The 19,931-nt window shown below is 34.1% G+C and carries 23 protein-coding genes; all 23 read right to left on the bottom strand.

The annotated features are described in order from the left end of the window. Nucleotides 1-271: 271 nt before the first annotated feature. Complete coding sequence (locus H8707_RS08970) at nucleotides 272-466, bottom strand: hypothetical protein (protein WP_262429804.1); 195 nt, start codon at nucleotides 464-466, stop codon at nucleotides 272-274. Nucleotides 467-487: 21 nt separating this feature from the next. Next, complete coding sequence (locus H8707_RS08965; protein WP_316699635.1) at nucleotides 488-1,468, bottom strand: ABC transporter ATP-binding protein; 981 nt, start codon at nucleotides 1,466-1,468, stop codon at nucleotides 488-490. A 36-nt stretch (nucleotides 1,469-1,504) separates the two neighbouring features. Beyond that, nucleotides 1,505-2,488, bottom strand: a complete 984-nt coding sequence (locus H8707_RS08960) for an ABC transporter ATP-binding protein (protein WP_262429802.1) — start codon at nucleotides 2,486-2,488, stop codon at nucleotides 1,505-1,507. A gap of 15 nt (nucleotides 2,489-2,503) precedes the next feature. Beyond that, nucleotides 2,504-3,409, bottom strand: coding sequence for an oligopeptide ABC transporter permease (opp4C, locus tag H8707_RS08955; protein ID WP_262429801.1), 906 nt, complete (start codon nucleotides 3,407-3,409; stop codon nucleotides 2,504-2,506). Nucleotides 3,410-3,422: 13 nt separating this feature from the next. Next, nucleotides 3,423-4,388 (bottom strand): ABC transporter permease, encoded by a 966-nt coding sequence (locus H8707_RS08950; protein WP_262429800.1) that lies wholly within the window; start codon nucleotides 4,386-4,388, stop codon nucleotides 3,423-3,425. 97 nt (nucleotides 4,389-4,485) lie between these two features. After that, nucleotides 4,486-6,204 (bottom strand): ABC transporter substrate-binding protein, encoded by a 1,719-nt coding sequence (locus H8707_RS08945; RefSeq protein WP_262429799.1) that lies wholly within the window; start codon nucleotides 6,202-6,204, stop codon nucleotides 4,486-4,488. Between the two features lie 481 nt (nucleotides 6,205-6,685). Further along, a complete protein-coding gene (locus tag H8707_RS08940) occupies nucleotides 6,686-7,426 on the bottom strand; it encodes a flagellar hook-basal body protein (protein WP_262429798.1) in 741 nt (246 codons plus the stop codon). A gap of 10 nt (nucleotides 7,427-7,436) precedes the next feature. Next, nucleotides 7,437-8,141 (bottom strand): flagellar hook-basal body protein, encoded by a 705-nt coding sequence (locus tag H8707_RS08935; RefSeq protein ID WP_262429797.1) that lies wholly within the window; start codon nucleotides 8,139-8,141, stop codon nucleotides 7,437-7,439. 174 nt (nucleotides 8,142-8,315) lie between these two features. Beyond that, nucleotides 8,316-8,708 (bottom strand): hypothetical protein, encoded by a 393-nt coding sequence (locus H8707_RS08930; RefSeq protein WP_262429796.1) that lies wholly within the window; start codon nucleotides 8,706-8,708, stop codon nucleotides 8,316-8,318. A 2-nt stretch (nucleotides 8,709-8,710) separates the two neighbouring features. Then, on the bottom strand, nucleotides 8,711-9,433 hold the full coding sequence (locus H8707_RS08925) for a sigma-70 family RNA polymerase sigma factor (RefSeq protein ID WP_262429795.1): 723 nt from the start codon (nucleotides 9,431-9,433) through the stop codon (nucleotides 8,711-8,713). A 22-nt stretch (nucleotides 9,434-9,455) separates the two neighbouring features. Next, entirely contained in the window at nucleotides 9,456-10,112 is a 657-nt protein-coding gene (locus H8707_RS08920) for a flagellar brake protein (RefSeq protein WP_262429794.1), read from the bottom strand. Between the two features lie 23 nt (nucleotides 10,113-10,135). Next, nucleotides 10,136-11,005, bottom strand: coding sequence for a MinD/ParA family protein (locus tag H8707_RS08915; RefSeq protein WP_262429793.1), 870 nt, complete (start codon nucleotides 11,003-11,005; stop codon nucleotides 10,136-10,138). Continuing rightward, on the bottom strand, nucleotides 10,998-12,002 hold the full coding sequence (locus H8707_RS08910) for a flagellar biosynthesis protein FlhF (RefSeq protein ID WP_262429792.1): 1,005 nt from the start codon (nucleotides 12,000-12,002) through the stop codon (nucleotides 10,998-11,000). Before H8707_RS08910 ends, H8707_RS08915 begins: the two co-directional genes overlap by 8 nt. Continuing rightward, a complete protein-coding gene (gene flhA / locus H8707_RS08905) occupies nucleotides 11,999-14,071 on the bottom strand; it encodes a flagellar biosynthesis protein FlhA (protein WP_262429791.1) in 2,073 nt (690 codons plus the stop codon). The genes H8707_RS08910 and flhA overlap by 4 nt, the downstream gene beginning before the upstream one ends. A 73-nt stretch (nucleotides 14,072-14,144) precedes the next feature. Continuing rightward, nucleotides 14,145-15,215 carry a flagellar biosynthesis protein FlhB gene (flhB, locus tag H8707_RS08900; protein ID WP_262429790.1) on the bottom strand — a complete coding sequence of 357 codons (1,071 nt, stop codon included), beginning with the start codon at nucleotides 15,213-15,215 and terminating at the stop codon, nucleotides 14,145-14,147. 46 nt (nucleotides 15,216-15,261) lie between these two features. Continuing rightward, nucleotides 15,262-15,990: a flagellar biosynthetic protein FliR gene (fliR, locus tag H8707_RS08895; RefSeq protein WP_262429789.1), complete on the bottom strand. Its 729-nt coding sequence runs from the start codon at nucleotides 15,988-15,990 to the stop codon at nucleotides 15,262-15,264. 36 nt (nucleotides 15,991-16,026) lie between these two features. Next, the gene (gene fliQ / locus H8707_RS08890) at nucleotides 16,027-16,293 is read right to left on the bottom strand and encodes a flagellar biosynthesis protein FliQ (RefSeq protein WP_262429788.1); all 267 of its coding nucleotides are present in this window, start codon (nucleotides 16,291-16,293) and stop codon (nucleotides 16,027-16,029) included. A 10-nt stretch (nucleotides 16,294-16,303) separates the two neighbouring features. Next, the gene (gene fliP, locus H8707_RS08885) at nucleotides 16,304-17,059 is read right to left on the bottom strand and encodes a flagellar type III secretion system pore protein FliP (protein WP_262429787.1); all 756 of its coding nucleotides are present in this window, start codon (nucleotides 17,057-17,059) and stop codon (nucleotides 16,304-16,306) included. Beyond that, nucleotides 17,052-17,399, bottom strand: coding sequence for a flagellar biosynthetic protein FliO (locus H8707_RS08880; RefSeq protein ID WP_262429786.1), 348 nt, complete (start codon nucleotides 17,397-17,399; stop codon nucleotides 17,052-17,054). Before H8707_RS08880 ends, fliP begins: the two co-directional genes overlap by 8 nt. Nucleotides 17,400-17,413: 14 nt before the next feature. After that, complete coding sequence (locus tag H8707_RS08875; protein ID WP_262429785.1) at nucleotides 17,414-17,878, bottom strand: flagellar basal body-associated FliL family protein; 465 nt, start codon at nucleotides 17,876-17,878, stop codon at nucleotides 17,414-17,416. Beyond that, nucleotides 17,853-18,623 carry a flagellar motor protein MotB gene (locus H8707_RS08870; RefSeq protein ID WP_262429784.1) on the bottom strand — a complete coding sequence of 257 codons (771 nt, stop codon included), beginning with the start codon at nucleotides 18,621-18,623 and terminating at the stop codon, nucleotides 17,853-17,855. Before H8707_RS08870 ends, H8707_RS08875 begins: the two co-directional genes overlap by 26 nt. Beyond that, complete coding sequence (locus tag H8707_RS08865) at nucleotides 18,620-19,429, bottom strand: motility protein A (RefSeq protein ID WP_262429783.1); 810 nt, start codon at nucleotides 19,427-19,429, stop codon at nucleotides 18,620-18,622. Before H8707_RS08865 ends, H8707_RS08870 begins: the two co-directional genes overlap by 4 nt. Next, a complete protein-coding gene (locus H8707_RS08860) occupies nucleotides 19,426-19,629 on the bottom strand; it encodes a flagellar FlbD family protein (RefSeq protein ID WP_262429782.1) in 204 nt (67 codons plus the stop codon). The genes H8707_RS08865 and H8707_RS08860 overlap by 4 nt, the downstream gene beginning before the upstream one ends. Between the last annotated feature and the right edge of the window lie 302 nt (nucleotides 19,630-19,931).

Below are 19,931 nucleotides of genomic sequence, written 5' to 3'. Positions count from 1 at the left end.
TGATGATTTCATAGACGAAGCTTTATCATATGGAAAGCGAAATTTAAAGCAATCCAAAGAAACTTAAAGCAATTCTATGAAGATATTGTACTATTTTTTCATATTTAGTTTACAGAGCCTTTTATTTTATCAAATCTTTTACAAATATTTTTTAATATATACATTTTGTGGGTAGCATCTTCAAATATTTGACAAAGACAATTAGAGTAAAATAGGGCAGACAAAGTCGTCTGCCCTCTACACGGATGTATGAAAACGTTTCCTCTTGCTATTATCTTGTTAGGAAATACATGGAGAGGAAGTATAGTCCAAGCATTATTCCTAAAAGTATCAAAACATAGGGTAATATTGCTTGATAAAAAGCTATAATCATTGTAAAGATTTCTCCCCAGCTTATATCCATATCCTTTATCTTCTTTTCCAATTCTACATCCTTTTCAGTCTTAGGTTCTTTCCTAGAAAACATTTAATCACAACTTTCCTAAGCCTATCTTTTGTTTACTAAGTGACAAGCTACAAAATGATCAGGAGCTGATTCTATAAATTCCGGTGTCACTTCCTTACAAACATCCATTGCATAAGGACATCTGGTGTGGAAAGTGCATCCTTTAGGCGGATTTGCAGGACTTGGAATATCTCCTTTAAGCACAATTCTTTCTCTCTTTTTTTTTGGATCCGGTACTGGTATAGCAGATAACAATGCTTGAGTATATGGATGCAATGGTGATTCATATAAATCATGTTTCCCTGCTAATTCTACCATATTGCCCAAATACATTACCCCAATACGATCGCTGATATGTTTTACAACAGATAAATCATGGGAGATAAAAAGATAAGTCAATCCCATATCTTGTTGTAAATCCATAAGCAAATTAATTATTTGTGACTGAATAGATACATCAAGAGCTGATACCGGTTCATCACATACTATAAATTCAGGATTAAGTGTTAAAGCTCTGGCTATTCCTATTCTTTGTCTTTGTCCCCCACTAAACTCATGAGGATATCTCCTTATATGATAAGGTGCAAGCCCACATTTTTCTATGGTTTCTGAAACTATATCGTTAACTTCCTTCCCCTTTTTAGCCAAACCATGTTCAACCAATGCCTCTCCACAAATTTGCGCAACGGTTTTACGAGGATTCAATGAGCTATATGGGTCTTGGAATACTATTTGCATCTTTGTACGTAAGTTTACCATTTCGGATTTGGATAACCCAAAAACTTCTTTGCCATCATAGTATACTTCGCCATCTGTCTTTTCAAGAAGTCTCAAAATGGTCCTCCCGGTAGTAGATTTTCCGCAACCGGATTCACCTACTATTCCTAAGGTTTCACCTCTTCTAATTGTGAAGGAAATGTCTTCAACGGCATGAACCTGACCTACTACACGTTTTAAAAATCCACCTGTAATCGGAAAGTATTTCTTCAGATTTTTCACAACAACTAAATCTTTATCATCCAATTCTACTCTATCATCAACTCTCAATTGTTCTGCCATTTATTTCACCTCTCCTTCTTTTTCATATAACCAGCAACGAACTTTACGTCCTTCTTCATTATTAATTAAATGAGGTTGTTTTTCTCTGCATATATCCATAGCATGGGGACATCTAGGATGAAATGTGCATCCTTCCGGCATATCTAATGGATTTGGCACTGCTCCCGGAATAACTTCCAATCTATCACGGTTGTCATCCAAGCTTGGTTTAGATTTCATAAGTCCAACGGTATATGGGTGTTTTGGATCTGTATATAATTCAAGTATATCTGCTTCTTCAACAACCTTACCTGCATACATTACAATTACGTGTTCACACATTTCCGCTACAACACCCAAATCATGTGTAATCAATATAATTGCTGTATTTAATTTATCCTTAAGATCCTTCATAAGTTCAATAATCTGTGCCTGAATGGTTACATCCAGGGCAGTCGTTGGCTCATCAGCAATTAACAATTTGGGATTACATGACAATGCCATAGCAATCATAGCTCTTTGTCTCATTCCTCCGCTGAATTGATGAGGATATTCATCGATTGCTTGCTCTGCTCTAGGTATACCTACCAATTTAAGCATTTCAATACATTTTTCCCTAGCTGCATTCTTATCTAAATTTTGATGAAGCATTATAGCTTCCATAATCTGTTTGCCTATTGTAAATACTGGGTTTAATGAGGTCATTGGCTCCTGAAATATCATAGCTATGTCATTGCCCCTTATATGCTGCATTTCTGACTCAGTAGCTTGAACTAAATCCTTGCCTTCAAACAATATTTCACCTTCAACAATTCTTCCGGGAGGGTTTGGAACCAATCTCAAGATAGAGAGGGAAGTTACTGATTTCCCACAACCAGATTCTCCAACTATTCCTAAGGTCTGACCAGGTTTAAGTTCAAAATCTACACCATCTACAGCTGGTACTACACCATCTTCTGTATAAAAGTAAGTTTTTAAATCTTTTACTTCCAATAAATTTTCCATATTTTCACCCCTAGCCTATTGTTTTAGTCGTGGATCTAGTGCATCTCTTAATCCATCACCCAATAAATTCAAGCTCAGCACTGCAATAAATATAACCAATCCAGGTGGAACCCACTGCCACCAACGATGTTGTAGTACAAATTGATTGTTAGCATCAGTTAGCATGTTCCCCCAAGTAGGTGTCGGAGGTGCTACTCCCAGTCCCAAAAAACTCAAAGTTGATTCAGTTAGGATTGCGTCGGCTATTCCAGTAGTTGCAGATACTATTATAGACGCCATGGTATTTGGAATCAAATGAGAAGTAATCTTTTTAAAATCGCTAATTCCCAAAGCTGTAGCCGCTTCCATAAACTCTCTTTCACGAAGGGATAATATTTCAGCCCTTACTATTCTGGCAATTCCAGGCCATCCCAATATTGCCAACACAAGCATTACATTATAAATGCTAGGTCCGCGTATAGCTACAAAGGTAATAGCCATAGGTAAAAATGGAAGACAAGATACTATGTCAGCTATTCTCATTATGATATTGTCAACAGTTTTTCCATAATAACCTGCTACACCGCCTAAGACGACTCCAATAAAAATTCTAAGCCCTGTGGCTACAAAACCTACAGTTAAGGAGATTCTAGCCCCATATAATAACCTTGTATAGATATCTCTTCCCAAAGAGTCCGCCCCAAGTCTATACTCCGCATCTGGCGCAGCATTGGATCTAGCCAAATTTGTTTCATCCCTGCCAAAATCAGTTAGAAACGGAGCGAATATCGCCGCCACAGCCATTATTATCAATACTACCAACCCAACAATAGCTAGTTTGTTTCTACGAAGTCTTTTCAACATTACCTTCCAGGGACTCTCAACTTTGCTGCTTCTTGCTCTGTTATCTGAATTAATATTATTACTTGTAACAGTTGCCATTTTAAGTCCCTCCTTAATCCAATCTTATTCTGGGATCTACAGCTGCATATGATATATCGGCTAATAAATTCCCAATTAAAGTAAATATCGCCAAAAATAGATTTGTACCCATCATTATAGGATAATCCCTATGTAAAACTGCATTGTATTGTAATCTTCCCATTCCCGGCAGTGAAAACATAATTTCCGTAGTTATAGCACCGGAGAATAGTCCCGGTAATGTAAAACCTAAGAGGGTAATTACTGGGATCAGAGCATTCCTTAATGCATGCTTATATATGACAACCCTCTCCTTCAATCCTTTTGCTCTGGCAGTCCTTACGTAATCTTGTCTGATAACTTCCAGCATGCTTGAACGGGTATATCTCATCAAGCTTCCAGCTCCTGCTAGTCCTAAAACTATCAACGGAAGAAAAGAATGGTTTAAAATATCCTTTATCATGTTGATTCCCACATAGTTTTTGCCCGGAGAAACAAAACCGGATAGAGGAAACCATCTTAAATCAATGGCAAACCACTTTTTCATCAAAATAGCAAAGAAAAATATTGGAATAGAAATACCTGCTAATGCAAATATTGTTCCAGCATAGTCAATAAAAGAATATTGTTTAGTAGCTGAAATTACACCTACAGGAATTGCTATCAATATACTTATAAGCAATGAACCAAAAGCTATAAAAAATGTAGCACCCAATCTCTCTGCTATCAATTTGGACACAGGCTGTTTTAACTGAATCGAATATCCAAACTCCCCCTTTAGTGCATTTTTCATATATGAAAAATATTGCTGAACAGGGCTGGCATTTAACCCATATGCCTCTTTTAATGCCTCCATCTGTGCTATAGTCATATTTGGATTTTGCATATAACTTGCAAGAGGGTCCCCAGGAGCCAATTGAATAATGGAGAATACCAATATACTTACACCAAGCATAATCGGGATTTGCTGCAATAGACGTCTTAAAATGTATTTGCCCACCTTACTTCCTCCTTTATGGTAATTCAAGTAAATATAGCCTAGTTGAACTTAAACTAGGCTATATTCAGCTTATTTTATTTTATACTTTTAAATTCTTCTATTGAACAATCTCAATTAGTTGAGATTCATTTGACCAGTCTTTAAATTCTGTTGGGTTGAAGTTTTTAACCCTCTTGCTTACCAGCCATGGATTTGTTCTAATGTATACAAACATATATGGAAGCTCTTCATTAAACTCAATAGCTAATTCTTGATAGATTTCTTTTCTCTTTTCTTGGTCAAATTCATATAGACCATCTTTCATCAACTTTTCAATTGATTCATTTTCAAAGAACCCTCTGTTGTTTCCTGGTGGGAATACAGTTTTTGAGAACACATCGTACATATCAGGGTCAGCAGTTAAACCCCAAGCCATGTTCCACAAATCCCATTTATCTGCATTACCTTCATCACTAATCAAAGTTGACAAGGAGTTGAAGTCCATTAGTTCAATAGTTAAATCAACACCAATTTTCTTCCATTGCTCAACAGCTAAAGCAGTGATCTTCATTGACCATTCTGCGTCATTATAAGAACACCATTTTAGGGCTAATTTCTTCCCGTCTTTTTCTCTGATTCCATCTGCGCCCATCTTCCAACCTGAAGCTTCTAAAAGTTCAGCAGCCTTATCGGGATTATAGTCATATGGATTCAATTTGTCAACATCCGGATATGCCCAGCTAACTGGTGACACAGGAGCGTGACATACGAAACCACCCTCGTCTCCAAAGAAGGACTGAACGAATCCTTTTCTGTCAAGACCATATGTTAATGCCTGACGTACATTTTTATCAGCTAGTATTGGATTTTTGAAGTTGAATCCAACATAAGAATATCCATTGTTCATGTTATTGATTAAATCTCCATGAGCAAATGTATCTCCTTTGATTGTCTCGTAGTTTTCTACGGAGCCTTCAAAGTTAACAGCATCTACAGCTCCAGTTTCAAATTCTGATAACTGGTCGACATTTGCTATAACCTTGTAGATGATACCGTCAAGTTTTGGAGGTCCTTGCCAGTAGTCCTTATTTGCTTCTAATTCTACATATTGGTCTACTTCATATTTCTTTAATTTGAACGCACCATTTCCTAATGGTTCACGGTTCAAATTTGCCTGTTCATCAGCAGTCATTCCGCCGTAGTAGTGCTTAGGCATAATTTCCAAATATCCTAAATCTCTTAAGGTAGTAGCATAAGCTTCTGTTACTGTAACTTCTACAGTATACTTGTCGAGTGCCTTGATGCCTTCAGCTGTCTCAGCTTTTCCAGCCTTTACATCTTCTGCACCAACTATGGATTGCATTACTGCAGTGTATCCTCTGCCCTTATAATCAGGTTGTAAGATGTCATTGTAAGTCCATACTAGGTCATCAGCAGTTACTTCTTCACCATCATGCCATTTAATCCCTTCTCTTAGATAGAAAGTATATACCAATCCATCATCAGAAACCTTATAGTCCTTTGCTAAAGCTCCTTCAGTAGTCAATTCAGTATTTTCCTCAATGTTCAATAACTTGTCAAATACTAACTCAATGATGTAATGGTCATATACTGCTGAATAAGTATTTGGATTGAATATCCCCTCAGGGCTTGTATCACCAATAGTCAATACATTGCCTCTTTCTGAGCCAGGAATTGTTGCAGCTGGTTCTACCGCCGGTTCCCCTTCAGAACTAGGCTCTTGAGTGCCAGTTGGTGCTTCTTTTGGTTGACATCCAGCTAAGAAAACAGATAGTACCATTGCTAATGCAAGTAATAAAACTATGCTTTTTTTCATTGCCTTTCCCCCTTATTTTTTATTTAAAAGTAGCTGTATCGCTACTTTTAAGAACTAATAAAGCTTTATACAAATATATTATGTATATCTGTATATTATGAATTGTAACTGCTACTTTTTGTTCTACCTTAGAAAAGATATGGACTCATTGTGTATACTTATTCTATAACATTTTCACGAGTTTTTCAATACCTATTTATTTAAGCTATAATTGGGTGTTACAAATCAATGCACAATTCACAGTTCACAGTTCACAGTTCACAATCGACCCTTGGGTCGTCCTGAGACGTGCAGTATAAACATTACTCTCGAAGGATCTCCGGTTTTAAGATAGTGAGGAGTTAAGAACTAAAAGTTAAGAACTGCTAAGGTCGAGCTTTGGGGATTAAAACAATTCACAATTCACAGTTCACAATTATTGGAGGCAGATTAATTAAATAACCCTTTAAGAATTTATATCTTAAAGGGCTATCTAGTATTACTATTTTATATTATTTATTATAGAGATTATATCATCTGTCGTTTGAATTGATTTGGAATTCAAAGAGTATGCTCTTTGTGCTGTAATCATCTCCGCCATGCTCCTTGTGACATCTACATTTGAATTTTCCAGAGAATATTGTGCTATGTCTCCAAATCCTTCATCACTGTCTAAAGAATTCCTTAATGTAACATTTTGAGACGGTAGAAACTTTCCTTCACCTATTGATGTTAAAGAGTCTAAAATCTCAGGCATGTACAATATTATCCTCCCTACAGATTGATACTCTCCGTCAACATCGGTAAAAATTTCTCCCTTAGCATTGATATCTACTTTCCCCCACTGTTCTACGGGCATATTTAGGCTAATGTCCAAGAAATACCCGTTATCATCAACTATATTGGAATCTCCATCTATTTTGAAACTTCCATTTCTGCTTAAATATAGATTGCCATTTGAATCTCTTATTCCGAAAAATCCATCACCTTCAATAGCCATATCCATCATATTTGGTGAGTTACTCACTGTTCCTTGTTTAAAATTTATTGTATTTATACTACTTTTTGAACCTGCATTGATACTGAAATCAGTCCCTTCAATAGTATTGTGAACAAGCTCTTGAAAGCTAATTTCTTTTCTTTTATACCCTGTGGTATTTATATTTGCTAAGTCATCAGAGATAGCGTCCATTTTATTTTGGAGCGCTTTTAAACCTGATTTATTGATCCCTAACACATTCATCCCATATCACCTATACCCTTCCGATTTCATTAACTGCCTTATTCAACGTTTCATCTGCTGCATGAAGCAGTTTTTGGTTTGATTCAAATTCTCTGGATATCTCAATCAATTTTACTATTTCATCTACTATGGTAACGTTGGAAGTTTCCAAAAATCCTTGCCTAACATCGGAGTTTTGTATTGTATACCCCTGATCATTGCTGACAAACAAGGTGTCCCCTATACTCACTAAATCATCATAATCATCAAAATCTGTGATCAGTAAACTATAACCCGGATATGCTGCATCTCCTTTGCTGTCATCACTTAATACCTGATATCCTTCAGTTGTCACCAATTGGTTTTCATCGTTTAATCTAAAATTTCCGTTTCTTGTATAGCCTAATTGACCATCAGCCATCCTCACTGTAAAAAAGCCATTGCCTGCAATTGCATAATCCGTTTCTTTATCCGTTTCATATAAATTACCCGGCTCAAAACTTATGACAGCATCATCTATTCTATTGCTATAAATGAAATTGCCTAAATCTACTCTTGTATTTCCATCAGCTCCACCTGTATAGTTGAACATCTCTTGAGACTCATTTGTGCTTTGAACGATATCCTGAAATTTATACCCAGGTGTATTGACATTTGCAATGTTTGCATTGGTGTTTTCCAATTTTTTTTGCAGTATATTCATATTTTTGTTCACAGTGTTGATACTTCGAATCATAAATATCATCCTTTCAAGGTTTAATCTCTATTGTTTTTATTTCAGAAGGATATACCATACCCAATTTTCGTGCTTCTGTTTCCACATCACTTTGATATTTTCTGCCATAGCTAATATTCATTAAAATTGCAGATATAAGTATTCCCACACCTAAAGCAGTTAGTATTTGTCCATTTATGTTTTGTAATTTTTGTACAAATTTTTTAATAATAGCACCTCCCCCTTTTTCATATCCAATAGATTACAAATCTCCTCTAAGGAATAATTATCCTCCTCATATTTTAAGATTCGTTCGTATTTTTCTAATGAATTCTGAGGTATGCTTTGAGGTTCTTCTTTTAAGGACTTTTCTATGGACTTTTCTATAGATTTATATGTATCATCACCAAATTCATCAGAATCTGGAAAAAACAATATCTTTTCTATTGCCTCTATTCTTTGATTTAAATGGTAAAGATCATTTAGTGCAACTTTTCCATATTTTTCATCTGTCTTTATATTATTCTTTTCTTTGTAAACTCCTAATGCAATCAAAACTATCCCTAATGTCATTAAAAAATAAAACATCATTACTCCTCCAATTTAGGCTTTAAATTTTCTTTCAATTTCAAAAGTATTTTCCCATGTATTTGAGATACTCTAGGTATTGAAATTCCTAGAATATAAGCTATTTCTTTAAGGGATAATTCCTCGTTATAATATAAATTTAGAATAATTCTTTCTCTTTTGTCCAATTTGCTTATTGCCTCAGACAACAATTTTCTTTGTTCGATATAAATTATTTCTTCCTCCGGGGTCTTAGTATTTAAGTCCTTAACAGTATCCATTAAATGAATATCCTTATCATCGCTTGAAAATATAATTGATTCCAATGATATAGTGGAAAGAAAGTGCACTGTTTCATGTATTTTAGATAGTTGTTTTTGATCAATGCCAAGTTCTTTACAAATCTCCCATTCTTCGGGAGTCCTCAACAGCTTGTTTTCTAAGGATTCTTTTGCATTGTAATATTGATTTAGTTTATCAATCTTATCCCTAGATACTCTCCCGCCTCTTCTTACTTCATCTATTATAGAACCTCTTATCCTTAAGTTAGCGTAGGCCTCAAAGGGAACATTTTTACTTTGATCAAATTTCTCTATCGCATCCATAAGTCCAATAACCCCTATACTGAATAAATCATCTTGATCATATTCACTACCCTTCACATCTATTCTACCGGCAATTTTTTTTACTAAGGGTAAATATTTAATTATTAGATTATCTCGTTCTTCATTTAACACATAAGACATAAAATTACCCTCTTTTTTATCTTTATTTAATCTTGTTTTTTCTCATAATCTTGAAAACATGTCTAATAATTTTTTCTCTGTTCTTCTCATTTATTTCAATAAACTTCATACCATAATTGTAAACAGTTTTGTTTGAAGAAGTCTTTATGTTTTTATGAACAACTTCACCTTTTAGCATAAAAATATCATCCAATAATTCAAGTACAAACACTAATATCATACCTACTTGAATGCTCTCCTCACTGGCAAATTTCAATCCTCCGCCGCTTAAATCCAAAATTATTCCATCCTTTGAAAATTCTTTTATTTTCTCAAACGCTTTAGTAACTTGGGAATAGTCATTAAAATTCAATTTTGTCAGCTGTTTGTTATCGGTATATATAAACGGTAAACTGGTTTTCACCCTTACATATTCTCTTCTTTGGATAATTTCAAAATTTTCATAGGATAATATCTCATATATGGGCATATCCCCGGCTATACGATTTAATATCACCCCGTCAAAACCCAAGATTCTAGCCTTATCATATACAATACATTTGATTTTATCATCCTGCTTTAGCAGTTTAAACTCTCTGTCATCAGGTGATATGGAAACATAGAGTCTATTCTCTACTAAATCTTGAATAAGCCCAAACGTAATTTCTCCATTTTCGGTTATAAGCTCAACTTTACTCATTAAATTGAATACAGACATAATAATCACCCAAATATCTTTCGTAGTCTATTGCTTAATTGTTTTAAGCTGGATACATTAAAATTATAATTCTTATCGTTTAAAATATTGTTTGAAATTTGGCTAATATTTTTACTTGCAAGGGAATTTGGATATTTTAAAACTATAGGTTGCTGATCCATAACAGCTTTATTGACCCTAATATCATTAAAAATAAATCCGATATTTTCCAGTTCCAATTTTAAAAATTTCTGACATGTTAAGGCTAATTTATTGAAACTTTCTTCTCCTGAGACAATATCCGGTACTTGATTGATTACAACTTTTACTTTATCTTTCAACTTATATATAGAAATCGCCTTCAAATAACTATAAGCATCGGTAATCGCTGTTGGTTCCGGAGTTGTGACCAATATAAGCTCATGGGCAAATATTGCAAATGTCAGTGACTCCCTGCTAATCCCTGCACCATTATCTATTATCAAGATATCATAAACACCTATACTGCTTAATTCATTGATTATTGTTTGCTGCTTATCATAGTCTAAGATTTCCATATTAAATAAATCAGAACCACCGGAGAGCAAGTCTACCCCTTCAGGACCGGTTACAATAATATCTTTTAAAGATATACCTTCATTAAAAAGGTTAAACAAATTCAATGGAGTATTTATGCCAAGTAAAATATTTGCGTTGCTCAACCCAACATCTGCGTCCAAAACAAGTACCCTTTTACCCATTTGCTGCAATTTAATAGCTAAATTAACGCTAAAATTAGTCTTTCCTACTCCGCCCTTCCCGCTTGCTACTGAATAGATCTTTATACCTTGCCCGTTTTGAGTTTTCTCATTTCCATTATCAACCAAAGCCCTTAATTTACTAGCTTGATCAAGCATATGTAAAATTCTCCTCAATATAATCTAATAAATTTTCTAAAGTTGCATCCTTTATATCATCAGGCACATCTTGTCCAAAGCAAAAATATTGTACGGGCAAAGTATTGTTTTCAATAATGCTCCAAAAATTTGTTAAAACAGTTACTTCATCAAATTTAGTCAATATTAAACCGTCATAATTTAATAATTTATACCTATCTAAAATAGAATAAATTGTATCTTTATCAGTAGATACACTTAATACCAAATATTTGTTGAATTCTCCCTCTATGGCATCCAGATAATCCTTTATATCGATTAATTTCCCTTTATTTCTTTGACTAGTGCCCAGAGTATCTATTAAAATCATGTCGCAATCCTTCAATTTGTTTATTTTATAAGCCATCTCATCAGGTGAATTCACCACCTCAAAGGGAGCATCTAAAATATTTGCATAGGTTTTAAGCTGCTCAACTGCTCCTATCCTATAAGTATCCATAGTAACTAACCCAACATTTCTCTTATTGACTAAATGTTCTTTTGCTGCTATTTTGGCAATGGTCGTAGTCTTACCTACGCCTGTCGGCCCCATGAATACATTGATTCTCTCTAACTCAAGTTTCTTTTCAAAACAGTTATTTTTTAAAACCAAATTTAAAAAATTCTTTTTTTCTTCAATGGTTAATTTATTGTCTTCTATTTCATAAAGGTCACAATAACTAACAAGCTTATTTTTAATTATATCGCTTGCTTTTTCATATATGAAATCAGTTTCAATACTTTGCCCCATATCCGTTTCTTTATATTCATTTTGTATACTATTTATATTGTTATTTTTTGTAACAATATTTTCTTCTACTGCAACTGTTACTTCCAATTGTTTCTTTTTTCTAAGGTTATACCATTTCCCAACCTTTACCGTTCTCTGACTAATGATTACAGCATCTTTGCCCAATTCATACTTAGCTCTAATGATGGCTTCCTTCATATCATTAACTATATACTTCTTTATAATCATATCTTATTCACCAATCCTACAGCTTGTATTTCTACATCATTTGGTATCTCGTTAAGTGATAATACCGGTATATTGGGGAAGTTAAATGAAATTAAGTTTCTAAATGCTATTCTTATTTTAGGTGATGCTAAAATTACAGGCTCAATCCCATTGAACAATAATTTCTCATTTAATGTTTTAATATTATCAAAAATTTTAGTTATGATTGCAGGATCCAATACAGGCATCGAACCTGATACTGTCTTTCTAATGTTATTTCCTATAAGCTCTTCAATATCCGGATGTATGGTTATTACATTTAATGTCCTGTCATCTGCCAAATATCCTTTAATAATTGTTCGTTTTAGTTGACTTCTTACATGTTCCGTTAAAACCTCCGGGTCTTTGGTTATGTTTCCAAAATCAGCCAAAACCTCTAATATTGTAACTAGGTCAAATATTGGAACTCCTTCTTTAAGCAAATTTTGCAGTACCTTTTGCACTTCTCCAAGCGACATTATATCCGGAATCAGCTCATCTATTACCACATTATATTTTTCTTTTATACCTTCCAGCATTTGTTTTACTTCCTGTCTCCCTAACAATTCAGCACTGTTTTGCTTTATTACTTCTTTCAAATGAGTTGCAATAACTGTAGTAGGTTCAACTATTGTATATCCCTTTAAGTCTGCTTTTTCCCTGTCTTTTGAATCCACCCATATGGCATCAAGTCCAAAAGCGGGTTCTTTGGTTTTTATTCCTTCTAAGTCAAACTCACTGGTTCCGGGATCGATGACTAAATATTTATTCATATAGATTTGTCCTCTGGCTACTTCATTTCCTTTAATCTTTATAATATAATCATTGGGGCCTAATTGAAGATTGTCCCTTATTCTAATAGGGTTTACCATTATTCCCATTTCATTTGCACACTGTCTTCTTATAGAAGTTATATGGTTCATTAAATTGTCATCATTTCCTTCGTCTACCAATTGAATCAATCCATAGCCTATTTCCATTGAAATCGGCTCTACCTGAAATGAAACTACTGCATCCTCCCTTTTACTTTCTCCCCTTTCCATCGCTATTTCAGCATTTACTACAGCTAACTTTTCTTCAGCTTTTTCATTTTCCATTAATAAATATCCGGTGCCGAATAATATAAGCGATACTATTAAAAACGGAATCGTAGGAAAAGCAGGCACCATTGATATTATAAACATTACAACAGCAGATACCATGATAACCCTTGAAACACTAAACAGTTCTGTTGAAACACTTTTTCCAAAACTTTGCCCGTCGTCGGATCTGGTAACTAGAATCCCTGATGCAATTGAAATCAGCAATGAAGGTATTTGGCTCACCAGCCCGCCTCCAATAGTCAGCTTCCCAAATTTATCTAAAGCTTCCATAGCGCCCATATTGTTTTTGACGGAAAATATAAGTATCCCACCAAGTAAATTTATAATAGTAATTATAATACCTGCTATAGCATCTCCTTTGACGAATTTACTAGCTCCGTCCATTGAACCATAGAAGTCAGCCTCCCGTTGCAAATTCTGTCTCCTTTTCTTGGCCTCTTGCTCATCAATTAGTCCTGTATTGAGATCTGCATCTATTGCCATCTGCTTTCCCGGCATTGCATCAAGGGTAAATCTAGCCGATACTTCAGATACTCTGCTTGCGCCGCTTGTTACAACAACCATCTGGACAATTACTATTATCATAAAAATTACCGCTCCTACAATATAATTGTTCCCGGTAACAAAGTTGGCAAATGCATCTATTACATGTCCTGCATTCCCTTCACTAAGTATCAGCCTCGTTGAAGATATATTTAGGGAAAGTCTAAACATAGTGGTTACCAATAATAATGTAGGAAAAGTTGAAAACTCCAGAACATTTTTAGTAAAAAGAGTTAAAAGCAAAATTATAATGCTTAGGGAAATATTGATAACCAGCAATATGTCCAACAAATAGCTGGGCAAAGGCACGATGATAATCCCTAATATTGCAATAATTGAAAATGCAACAACTACTTCCATATATTTCTTAAATATATCTAAGATATTCTTTATAGATTGCGGCATAGTTTACTCCTTTATAATTCAGTTCACGATTCACAGTTCACAATTCACAATTCACGATTCACAATTGCCGGGGTCATATCTTCCCTTTATTTTTCTCTTGCATTTGATAGACAACAGCCAAAATCTCTGCTACAGCTTTATATAAATCTACAGGCACTTGATCGCCAATCTCAACTTTCCTATACATGGCACGTGCTAATTCTCTATTTTCCATAATAGGAATTTTATTTATCCTTGCTACTTCTTTTATTTTTTCAGCCAGATAATCTTCACCTTTAGCAGTAACAATCGGAGCTTTATCCAGTTTTGAATCATACCTTAAAACCACAGCTATATGTGTTGGGTTAGTAACGACTACAGTAGATTCTTTGATGCTTGACATCATTCTGCTCATGGAAATTTGTCTTTGTTTGCTAGCCCTAAAGGATTTTATTTCAGGATTACCTTCCATCTCTTTAAACTCGTCCATAACTTCTTGTTTGGTCATTCTTAAATTCTTTTTAAAGTCTCTTTTCTGAAACACATAGTCTACTATGCTTAGCGCAAACATTACTAATATAATATTGAAGGTTAAATCCTTTATAAAATCAAGCAGAAAGAAAAATATTTTTTCTGTGCCTAAGTTCCCGCTGTTAATGATTTGATTTATATTTTTTGTTAAATTTTTATATGTCATATAAAATACTAAAAACAACTTCAATATGTTTTTAACTAAGTTGAATATGGATTTTTTAGAAAATATCCCTTTAAACCCTTCAATGGGATTGAGCCTTTTCAAATCAGGCTTTAGAGGTTCTGTTGAAAATATAAATCCGGTCTGCACTAAACTAATGCCTATTCCTATAACTATAGCAATCAGTGCAAATGGCAATACAAGCACTACAAAATTTATAATATTTTTTATAAATAAGGATCCTAAATTCGACTTTGTTATCGATACAGTATAGTCCGTCTGTAAAGAGGTCTTTAAAAACTTTAAACTATTAGAAAATAAATAATTGCCTAATACTCCGATAAACATCATAAAAACAAATAGAGATGCTGCAGCCGATAAATCTCCGCTTTTTGCCACTTGACCTTTCTTTTTTGCATCCTTTAATCGCTTGGGGGTGGCCTCTTCGGTTTTATTGTCTTTATCGTTCATAGTTTACACCTCCACGAGCCAATAAGGAAAACAAGGTCGTATTTCCTTACGAGAACAAATTCATAAATCCTTCTAAATTTTCAGGTATTAGTTGAATGGTATTTCCTATGGAGTTTATTAGCCAAGATAATGTAAGTAAAGTAATTATGTAACTCACCATAGCTTTAACAGGCATTCCCAGCATAAGAACATTTATCTGAGGTACGGTCTTTGATATTATACCTAATATAATATCCGTAACCAATACAACTATAATAATCGGGATTGCCAAATTCAACGCCAATTCAAATACTTCTGAAAATAAACTTACTATTGCCTTTGCGTTATAATTATTGAAACTTACTGTATTAAGAGGTATATAATCAAAGGATTTTACCAAGGCGGTAATGACTTTATGATGCATATCAAGCAAGAAAAACACGGAAATAGATATCCAATAATACATTTTTCCATAATTTGCAGCTGTAGTTCCAACACTTGGATCATATACCGATGCCATGGAAAAACCTACCTGAAAATCTACTAAATTCCCTGCTATTTCAGCAGCGCTAAAGATCAAATTTGTTACGAAGCCTAAAGCAAGTCCTAAAATAGTCTCCTTTATATTTAGTAATAAGAACAAAAACATATTATCTATGACATCAATTTTAGGGATTATAGAATTAATAATCAATGTCAAACTAATTGCAAACCCTATTTTAAATGTATTGGGTAAGCCTTTAAATGAAAATCCAGGGCAAATTACAATAAAAGCTGTAATTCTTATAAATATCAAAATTATTTTTTGCAATTGAAAAGTCATAGCGTCACCTTAGCTTAAATTGGAAATTATCCTAAATAAATATGTAGTAAATGATATTAGTCCATTAAGCATGAAATTTCCAAAAACTATTAATGATATCATTACTGCAATTATCTTTGGCACAAAGCTCAATGTCTGTTCTTGGACCTGAGTAGTAGCCTGCAATATACTAATTATCAGTCCAACCACTAAAGATATTAGGAGCACAGGACCTGACACCTTCATTATCGTAATATATGCATTTCTCAATATATCTAATACCAATACTTGAGTCATTATCTCACTCCTAAATCAGACTTTTTAATAGCGATTCTACCACCAAATACCATCCATCTACCAATACAAACAAAAGTATTTTAAAGGGCAATGAAATCATAACCGGCGGAAGCATAAACATACCCATAGACATCAATATGCTGGCTACCACCATATCTATAACTAAGAACGGGATATATATGATAAATCCCATACTAAATGCCATCCTAAGTTCACTTATAGCAAAGGCAGGAACGATTGTTGTCAAGGATAAATCCATAGGATCATCAACATTGTCTTTGCCTGACGTTCTTAAAAATAGTGCTAAATCTTTTTCCCTTGTTTCTTTAAGCATGAATTCCTTCATAGGTATCGAAGCTCTTTCAAAAGCTTCCTCTTGATTTATCTCATCTTCTAAAAAAGGTGTGACTGCTTCGTTCATAACGCGGCTATATGTAGGCTGCATTACGAAAAATGTTAGAAACAAAGCAAGTCCTATCAATATTTGATTTGGAGGAGATTGTTGTGTCCCCAATGCATTTCTTAAGAAAGACAGCACAACTATAATTCTTGTAAAGCATGTAGTCAATATTAAAAATGAAGGAGCTAATGAAAGCACTGTTAATATAATAAAAAGTTTTACTGTATCAACAGTCGACTTTGGATCTCCACTTGGATTTAGAATTTGACCTAAGGAATCTGTCAATGGATCAGCAAATGCAATTTGGGGTATCATTGCTATCAATAAAAATATTAAAGTTAAAGTCAAGAAATTTCGTCTATTCACTTTTCTTCCTCATTTCAAATATATTGCCTAATTTACCTTTAGGATCCGTATGAGATCTTTGAATTTCCATCTCGTCGATATATTGAATTTCTTCCTTATCAAGCTCTTTGAGTATCTTATTTTCGGTACTCGTAAAACTCATAAGATAATATTTCCCACAGATATCCACTATAGTTAATGCTGAATTATTGTTTACAGATACACGTTCTATGATTTTTATTATTTTATTCTGTTTCTTCATGTACCTATTAAGATATTTTAAGCTCAAATTTGCTATAGCTATAATTATTAATAGCACAACTATAGTCTTAACTATGGATAAAACACTTGATAAATCCATTTTCACACTTCCAATCATTGTACAACAAGGTCTGTAATATAAACTTCTTTTACCAATTCATCTTTTAGAGCCAAATTTATCTCTTCTTTCAATTCACCTTTGAGATTTTTGATATTATCTCCCTCAAGTATATCTGATGAAGTCTTGTCCAACAAAATATTGACTACTCTGTCTCTTATTTTATTTACATTGGATTCTATTATTGCTTTATCGCTTTCTTCATTGCACATAAGGGCAATTTGTAGTTTTAAATAGTTTTTTCGATTATTTTCTGATTTTAAATTTACTACAAATTCATTTAATAAGACATCTTCTTCTTTATTTGGCTTAATTAATTTATTTATATCAAAGTTTGGTCCACTACTATTAAAAGCTATATAACCAAATACCATAGTAGTCATAAGAAGAATCACTATTAAAACTATTATCAATACTTTTGGTAATTTGCTTTTTTCATTGACTGTCATTGGTGCTGCCATTTATCTCACCTTCCCCATTTATTATAATTAGTATATTAACTCTTCTGTTGGTCGAACGGTTTGCTGCACTGTCATTAGGAACTATCGGTCTATATTCTCCATAACCCACTGCTGACAATCTATTTGGAGCCACATTCTCTTCGTCAATTAAATATCTCACTACTGTAACTGCTCTGGCAGTAGATAATTCCCAATTGCTGGGATATTGACGGCTATTCATCGGTACATCATCAGTATGACCTTCTATTACCAACTCGTTATCAAAATCGTTGACAAGACCTTCTAATCGTTTAAGTACTTGCAGTCCACTTTCTTTAAGCTCAGCTTTTCCCGGTTCAAACAATATTGCTTCTTTAATATCGACGAAAACACCCCGTCTATTGGCATTTACAGTGACTTTAGCTTCCAATTCGTTATCTCCAATATAATCAACCACTCTGCCATACATTTCCTGTACTTCCTCCGGAAGGGACTCAAAGTCAATTTCATCATCTTCACCTATATGTTCCACATTAGGTATCTCAATATCATTAATTGTTCCCCCTTCAATGGGATAAGGCCCTCCAAGCCCAGTTAGTACCGATTGTAATGAGTATGCTATATCTTTAAATTTCTTAGCATCTACGGTTGACATTGAAAAAAGCAAAATAAAAAAGGTCAGTAAGAGAGACATCAAGTCTGAGTATGTAGTTAACCAGCTAGGAGAACCCCCATTGTCCTTCTTTTTAAACCCTCTTTTACTCATAATAAACCTTCCTCTTTATAGTTATCGTCCTCTCTGAATCTCGTTAAAGTTTTTTGTTCGCTTGGTGAAAGATAAGTCATCAGTTTTTCTTCTAAAAGCCTAGGATTGCTTCCTGCTTGAATCTCCAATATTCCATCGATAATCATTTGCCCTGTAAACATTTCTTCGTCTGTTTGTTCTCCCAAATTTGTAGCTATCGGAATAAATATGAGGTTTGCACACAAGGAACCATAAAACGTAGTAATAAGTGCGGTTGCCATGCCGGCTCCAATAGTACTTGGATCATCTAATTTAGTTAACATGATTATTAGACCTATTAGGGTGCCTAACATACCATATGCAGGTGCCAATTCTGACCACTTCAAAAGTACGCTTTGTCCCATTCTATGGCGTCTTTCCACTGCATCTAACTTTGTTTCCAATATTTCCCTAATATTATCAGGCTCTACACCATCCACTACCATTTGCAATCCGGATATTAAAAAATCATCATTCATATTATTTATATCATCCTCAAGCGCCAATAATCCTTCTTTTCTGGCCTTTCTTGCCAATCTTGAAAACAATAAAACCAATTCCTTATTGTCCCTTTTGGGAGTAAACAGCAGTGCCTTAAATGTATTTGGCAAATTTTTAAGTGTATCAGGCGGAAAGCTGATTATCAATGCACAGAAAGAACCAAATACTGTTATTATAATCGAGGGAATATGTACAAAATTGGAGATTTCACTATCCATCATAATTGACCAAATAACCAGCGCCATCCCCAGCACTAATCCTATTATAGGTGTTATATTTTTTTTCATATACTGCCTCCAAGTAGGTTTGTGTAAATTTTTCTTTTATACTCAATTGTTTTTTCTATAATTTCTTCAGTTTTATTGGCGACTCTTAAAACTTTTCCGTCTGTTAAAGTTATAATAGTATCAGGTGCTTCTTCTATTTTATATATTAAATCATCATTTAAGCAGATTTCTTTCCCATTTACTAACGTAAGAATAATCATAATTACCTCCATATCGATTAAATCAATTCACAATGCACAATTCACAATTGTTGGGGTCAAGCTTATGCAGGATAATTACTGCTTGTCATCCTTGAGCGTAAAGCGAAGGATCTCTACTACCTTTTTACTAAATACTAATATGGGATTCTTCGTTGCTCTCAGAATGACACCCTGCAGTGATTATACTGCCCTAAATCAATTCACAATTCACAGTTCACAATTCACAATTGTTGGGGTCGAGCTTATGCAGGATAATTACTGCTTGTCATCCTTGAGCGTAAAGCGAAGGATCTCTACTACCT

The sequence above is a fragment of the Paratissierella segnis genome (assembly GCF_014385195.1).
GTDB lineage: Bacteria > Bacillota > Clostridia > Tissierellales > Tissierellaceae > Paratissierella > Paratissierella segnis.
Note: the sequence above shows the minus strand (reverse complement) of the source record. Positions and strands in the feature narration are given on the sequence as shown.

What these genes read in the sequence shown, in the direction of transcription:
- H8707_RS08970 (WP_262429804.1), bottom strand. Translation starts at nt 466, where the DNA reads ATGTTTTCTAGGAAAGAACCTAAGACTGAAAAGGATGTAGAATTGGAA.
- H8707_RS08960 (WP_262429802.1), bottom strand. Translation starts at nt 2,488, where the DNA reads ATGGAAAATTTATTGGAAGTAAAAGATTTAAAAACTTACTTTTATACA.
- opp4C (WP_262429801.1), bottom strand. Translation starts at nt 3,409, where the DNA reads ATGGCAACTGTTACAAGTAATAATATTAATTCAGATAACAGAGCAAGA.
- H8707_RS08945 (WP_262429799.1), bottom strand. Translation starts at nt 6,204, where the DNA reads ATGAAAAAAAGCATAGTTTTATTACTTGCATTAGCAATGGTACTATCT.
- H8707_RS08940 (WP_262429798.1), bottom strand. Translation starts at nt 7,426, where the DNA reads ATGAATGTGTTAGGGATCAATAAATCAGGTTTAAAAGCGCTCCAAAAT.
- H8707_RS08935 (WP_262429797.1), bottom strand. Translation starts at nt 8,141, where the DNA reads ATGATTCGAAGTATCAACACTGTGAACAAAAATATGAATATACTGCAA.
- H8707_RS08930 (WP_262429796.1), bottom strand. Translation starts at nt 8,708, where the DNA reads ATGTTTTATTTTTTAATGACATTAGGGATAGTTTTGATTGCATTAGGA.
- H8707_RS08925 (WP_262429795.1), bottom strand. Translation starts at nt 9,433, where the DNA reads ATGTCTTATGTGTTAAATGAAGAACGAGATAATCTAATAATTAAATAT.
- H8707_RS08920 (WP_262429794.1), bottom strand. Translation starts at nt 10,112, where the DNA reads ATGAGTAAAGTTGAGCTTATAACCGAAAATGGAGAAATTACGTTTGGG.
- H8707_RS08915 (WP_262429793.1), bottom strand. Translation starts at nt 11,005, where the DNA reads ATGCTTGATCAAGCTAGTAAATTAAGGGCTTTGGTTGATAATGGAAAT.
- H8707_RS08910 (WP_262429792.1), bottom strand. Translation starts at nt 12,002, where the DNA reads ATGATTATAAAGAAGTATATAGTTAATGATATGAAGGAAGCCATCATT.
- flhA (WP_262429791.1), bottom strand. Translation starts at nt 14,071, where the DNA reads ATGCCGCAATCTATAAAGAATATCTTAGATATATTTAAGAAATATATG.
- flhB (WP_262429790.1), bottom strand. Translation starts at nt 15,215, where the DNA reads ATGAACGATAAAGACAATAAAACCGAAGAGGCCACCCCCAAGCGATTA.
- fliQ (WP_262429788.1), bottom strand. Translation starts at nt 16,293, where the DNA reads ATGACTCAAGTATTGGTATTAGATATATTGAGAAATGCATATATTACG.
- H8707_RS08880 (WP_262429786.1), bottom strand. Translation starts at nt 17,399, where the DNA reads ATGGATTTATCAAGTGTTTTATCCATAGTTAAGACTATAGTTGTGCTA.
- H8707_RS08875 (WP_262429785.1), bottom strand. Translation starts at nt 17,878, where the DNA reads ATGGCAGCACCAATGACAGTCAATGAAAAAAGCAAATTACCAAAAGTA.
- H8707_RS08870 (WP_262429784.1), bottom strand. Translation starts at nt 18,623, where the DNA reads ATGAGTAAAAGAGGGTTTAAAAAGAAGGACAATGGGGGTTCTCCTAGC.
- H8707_RS08865 (WP_262429783.1), bottom strand. Translation starts at nt 19,429, where the DNA reads ATGAAAAAAAATATAACACCTATAATAGGATTAGTGCTGGGGATGGCG.
- H8707_RS08860 (WP_262429782.1), bottom strand. Translation starts at nt 19,629, where the DNA reads ATGATTATTCTTACGTTAGTAAATGGGAAAGAAATCTGCTTAAATGAT.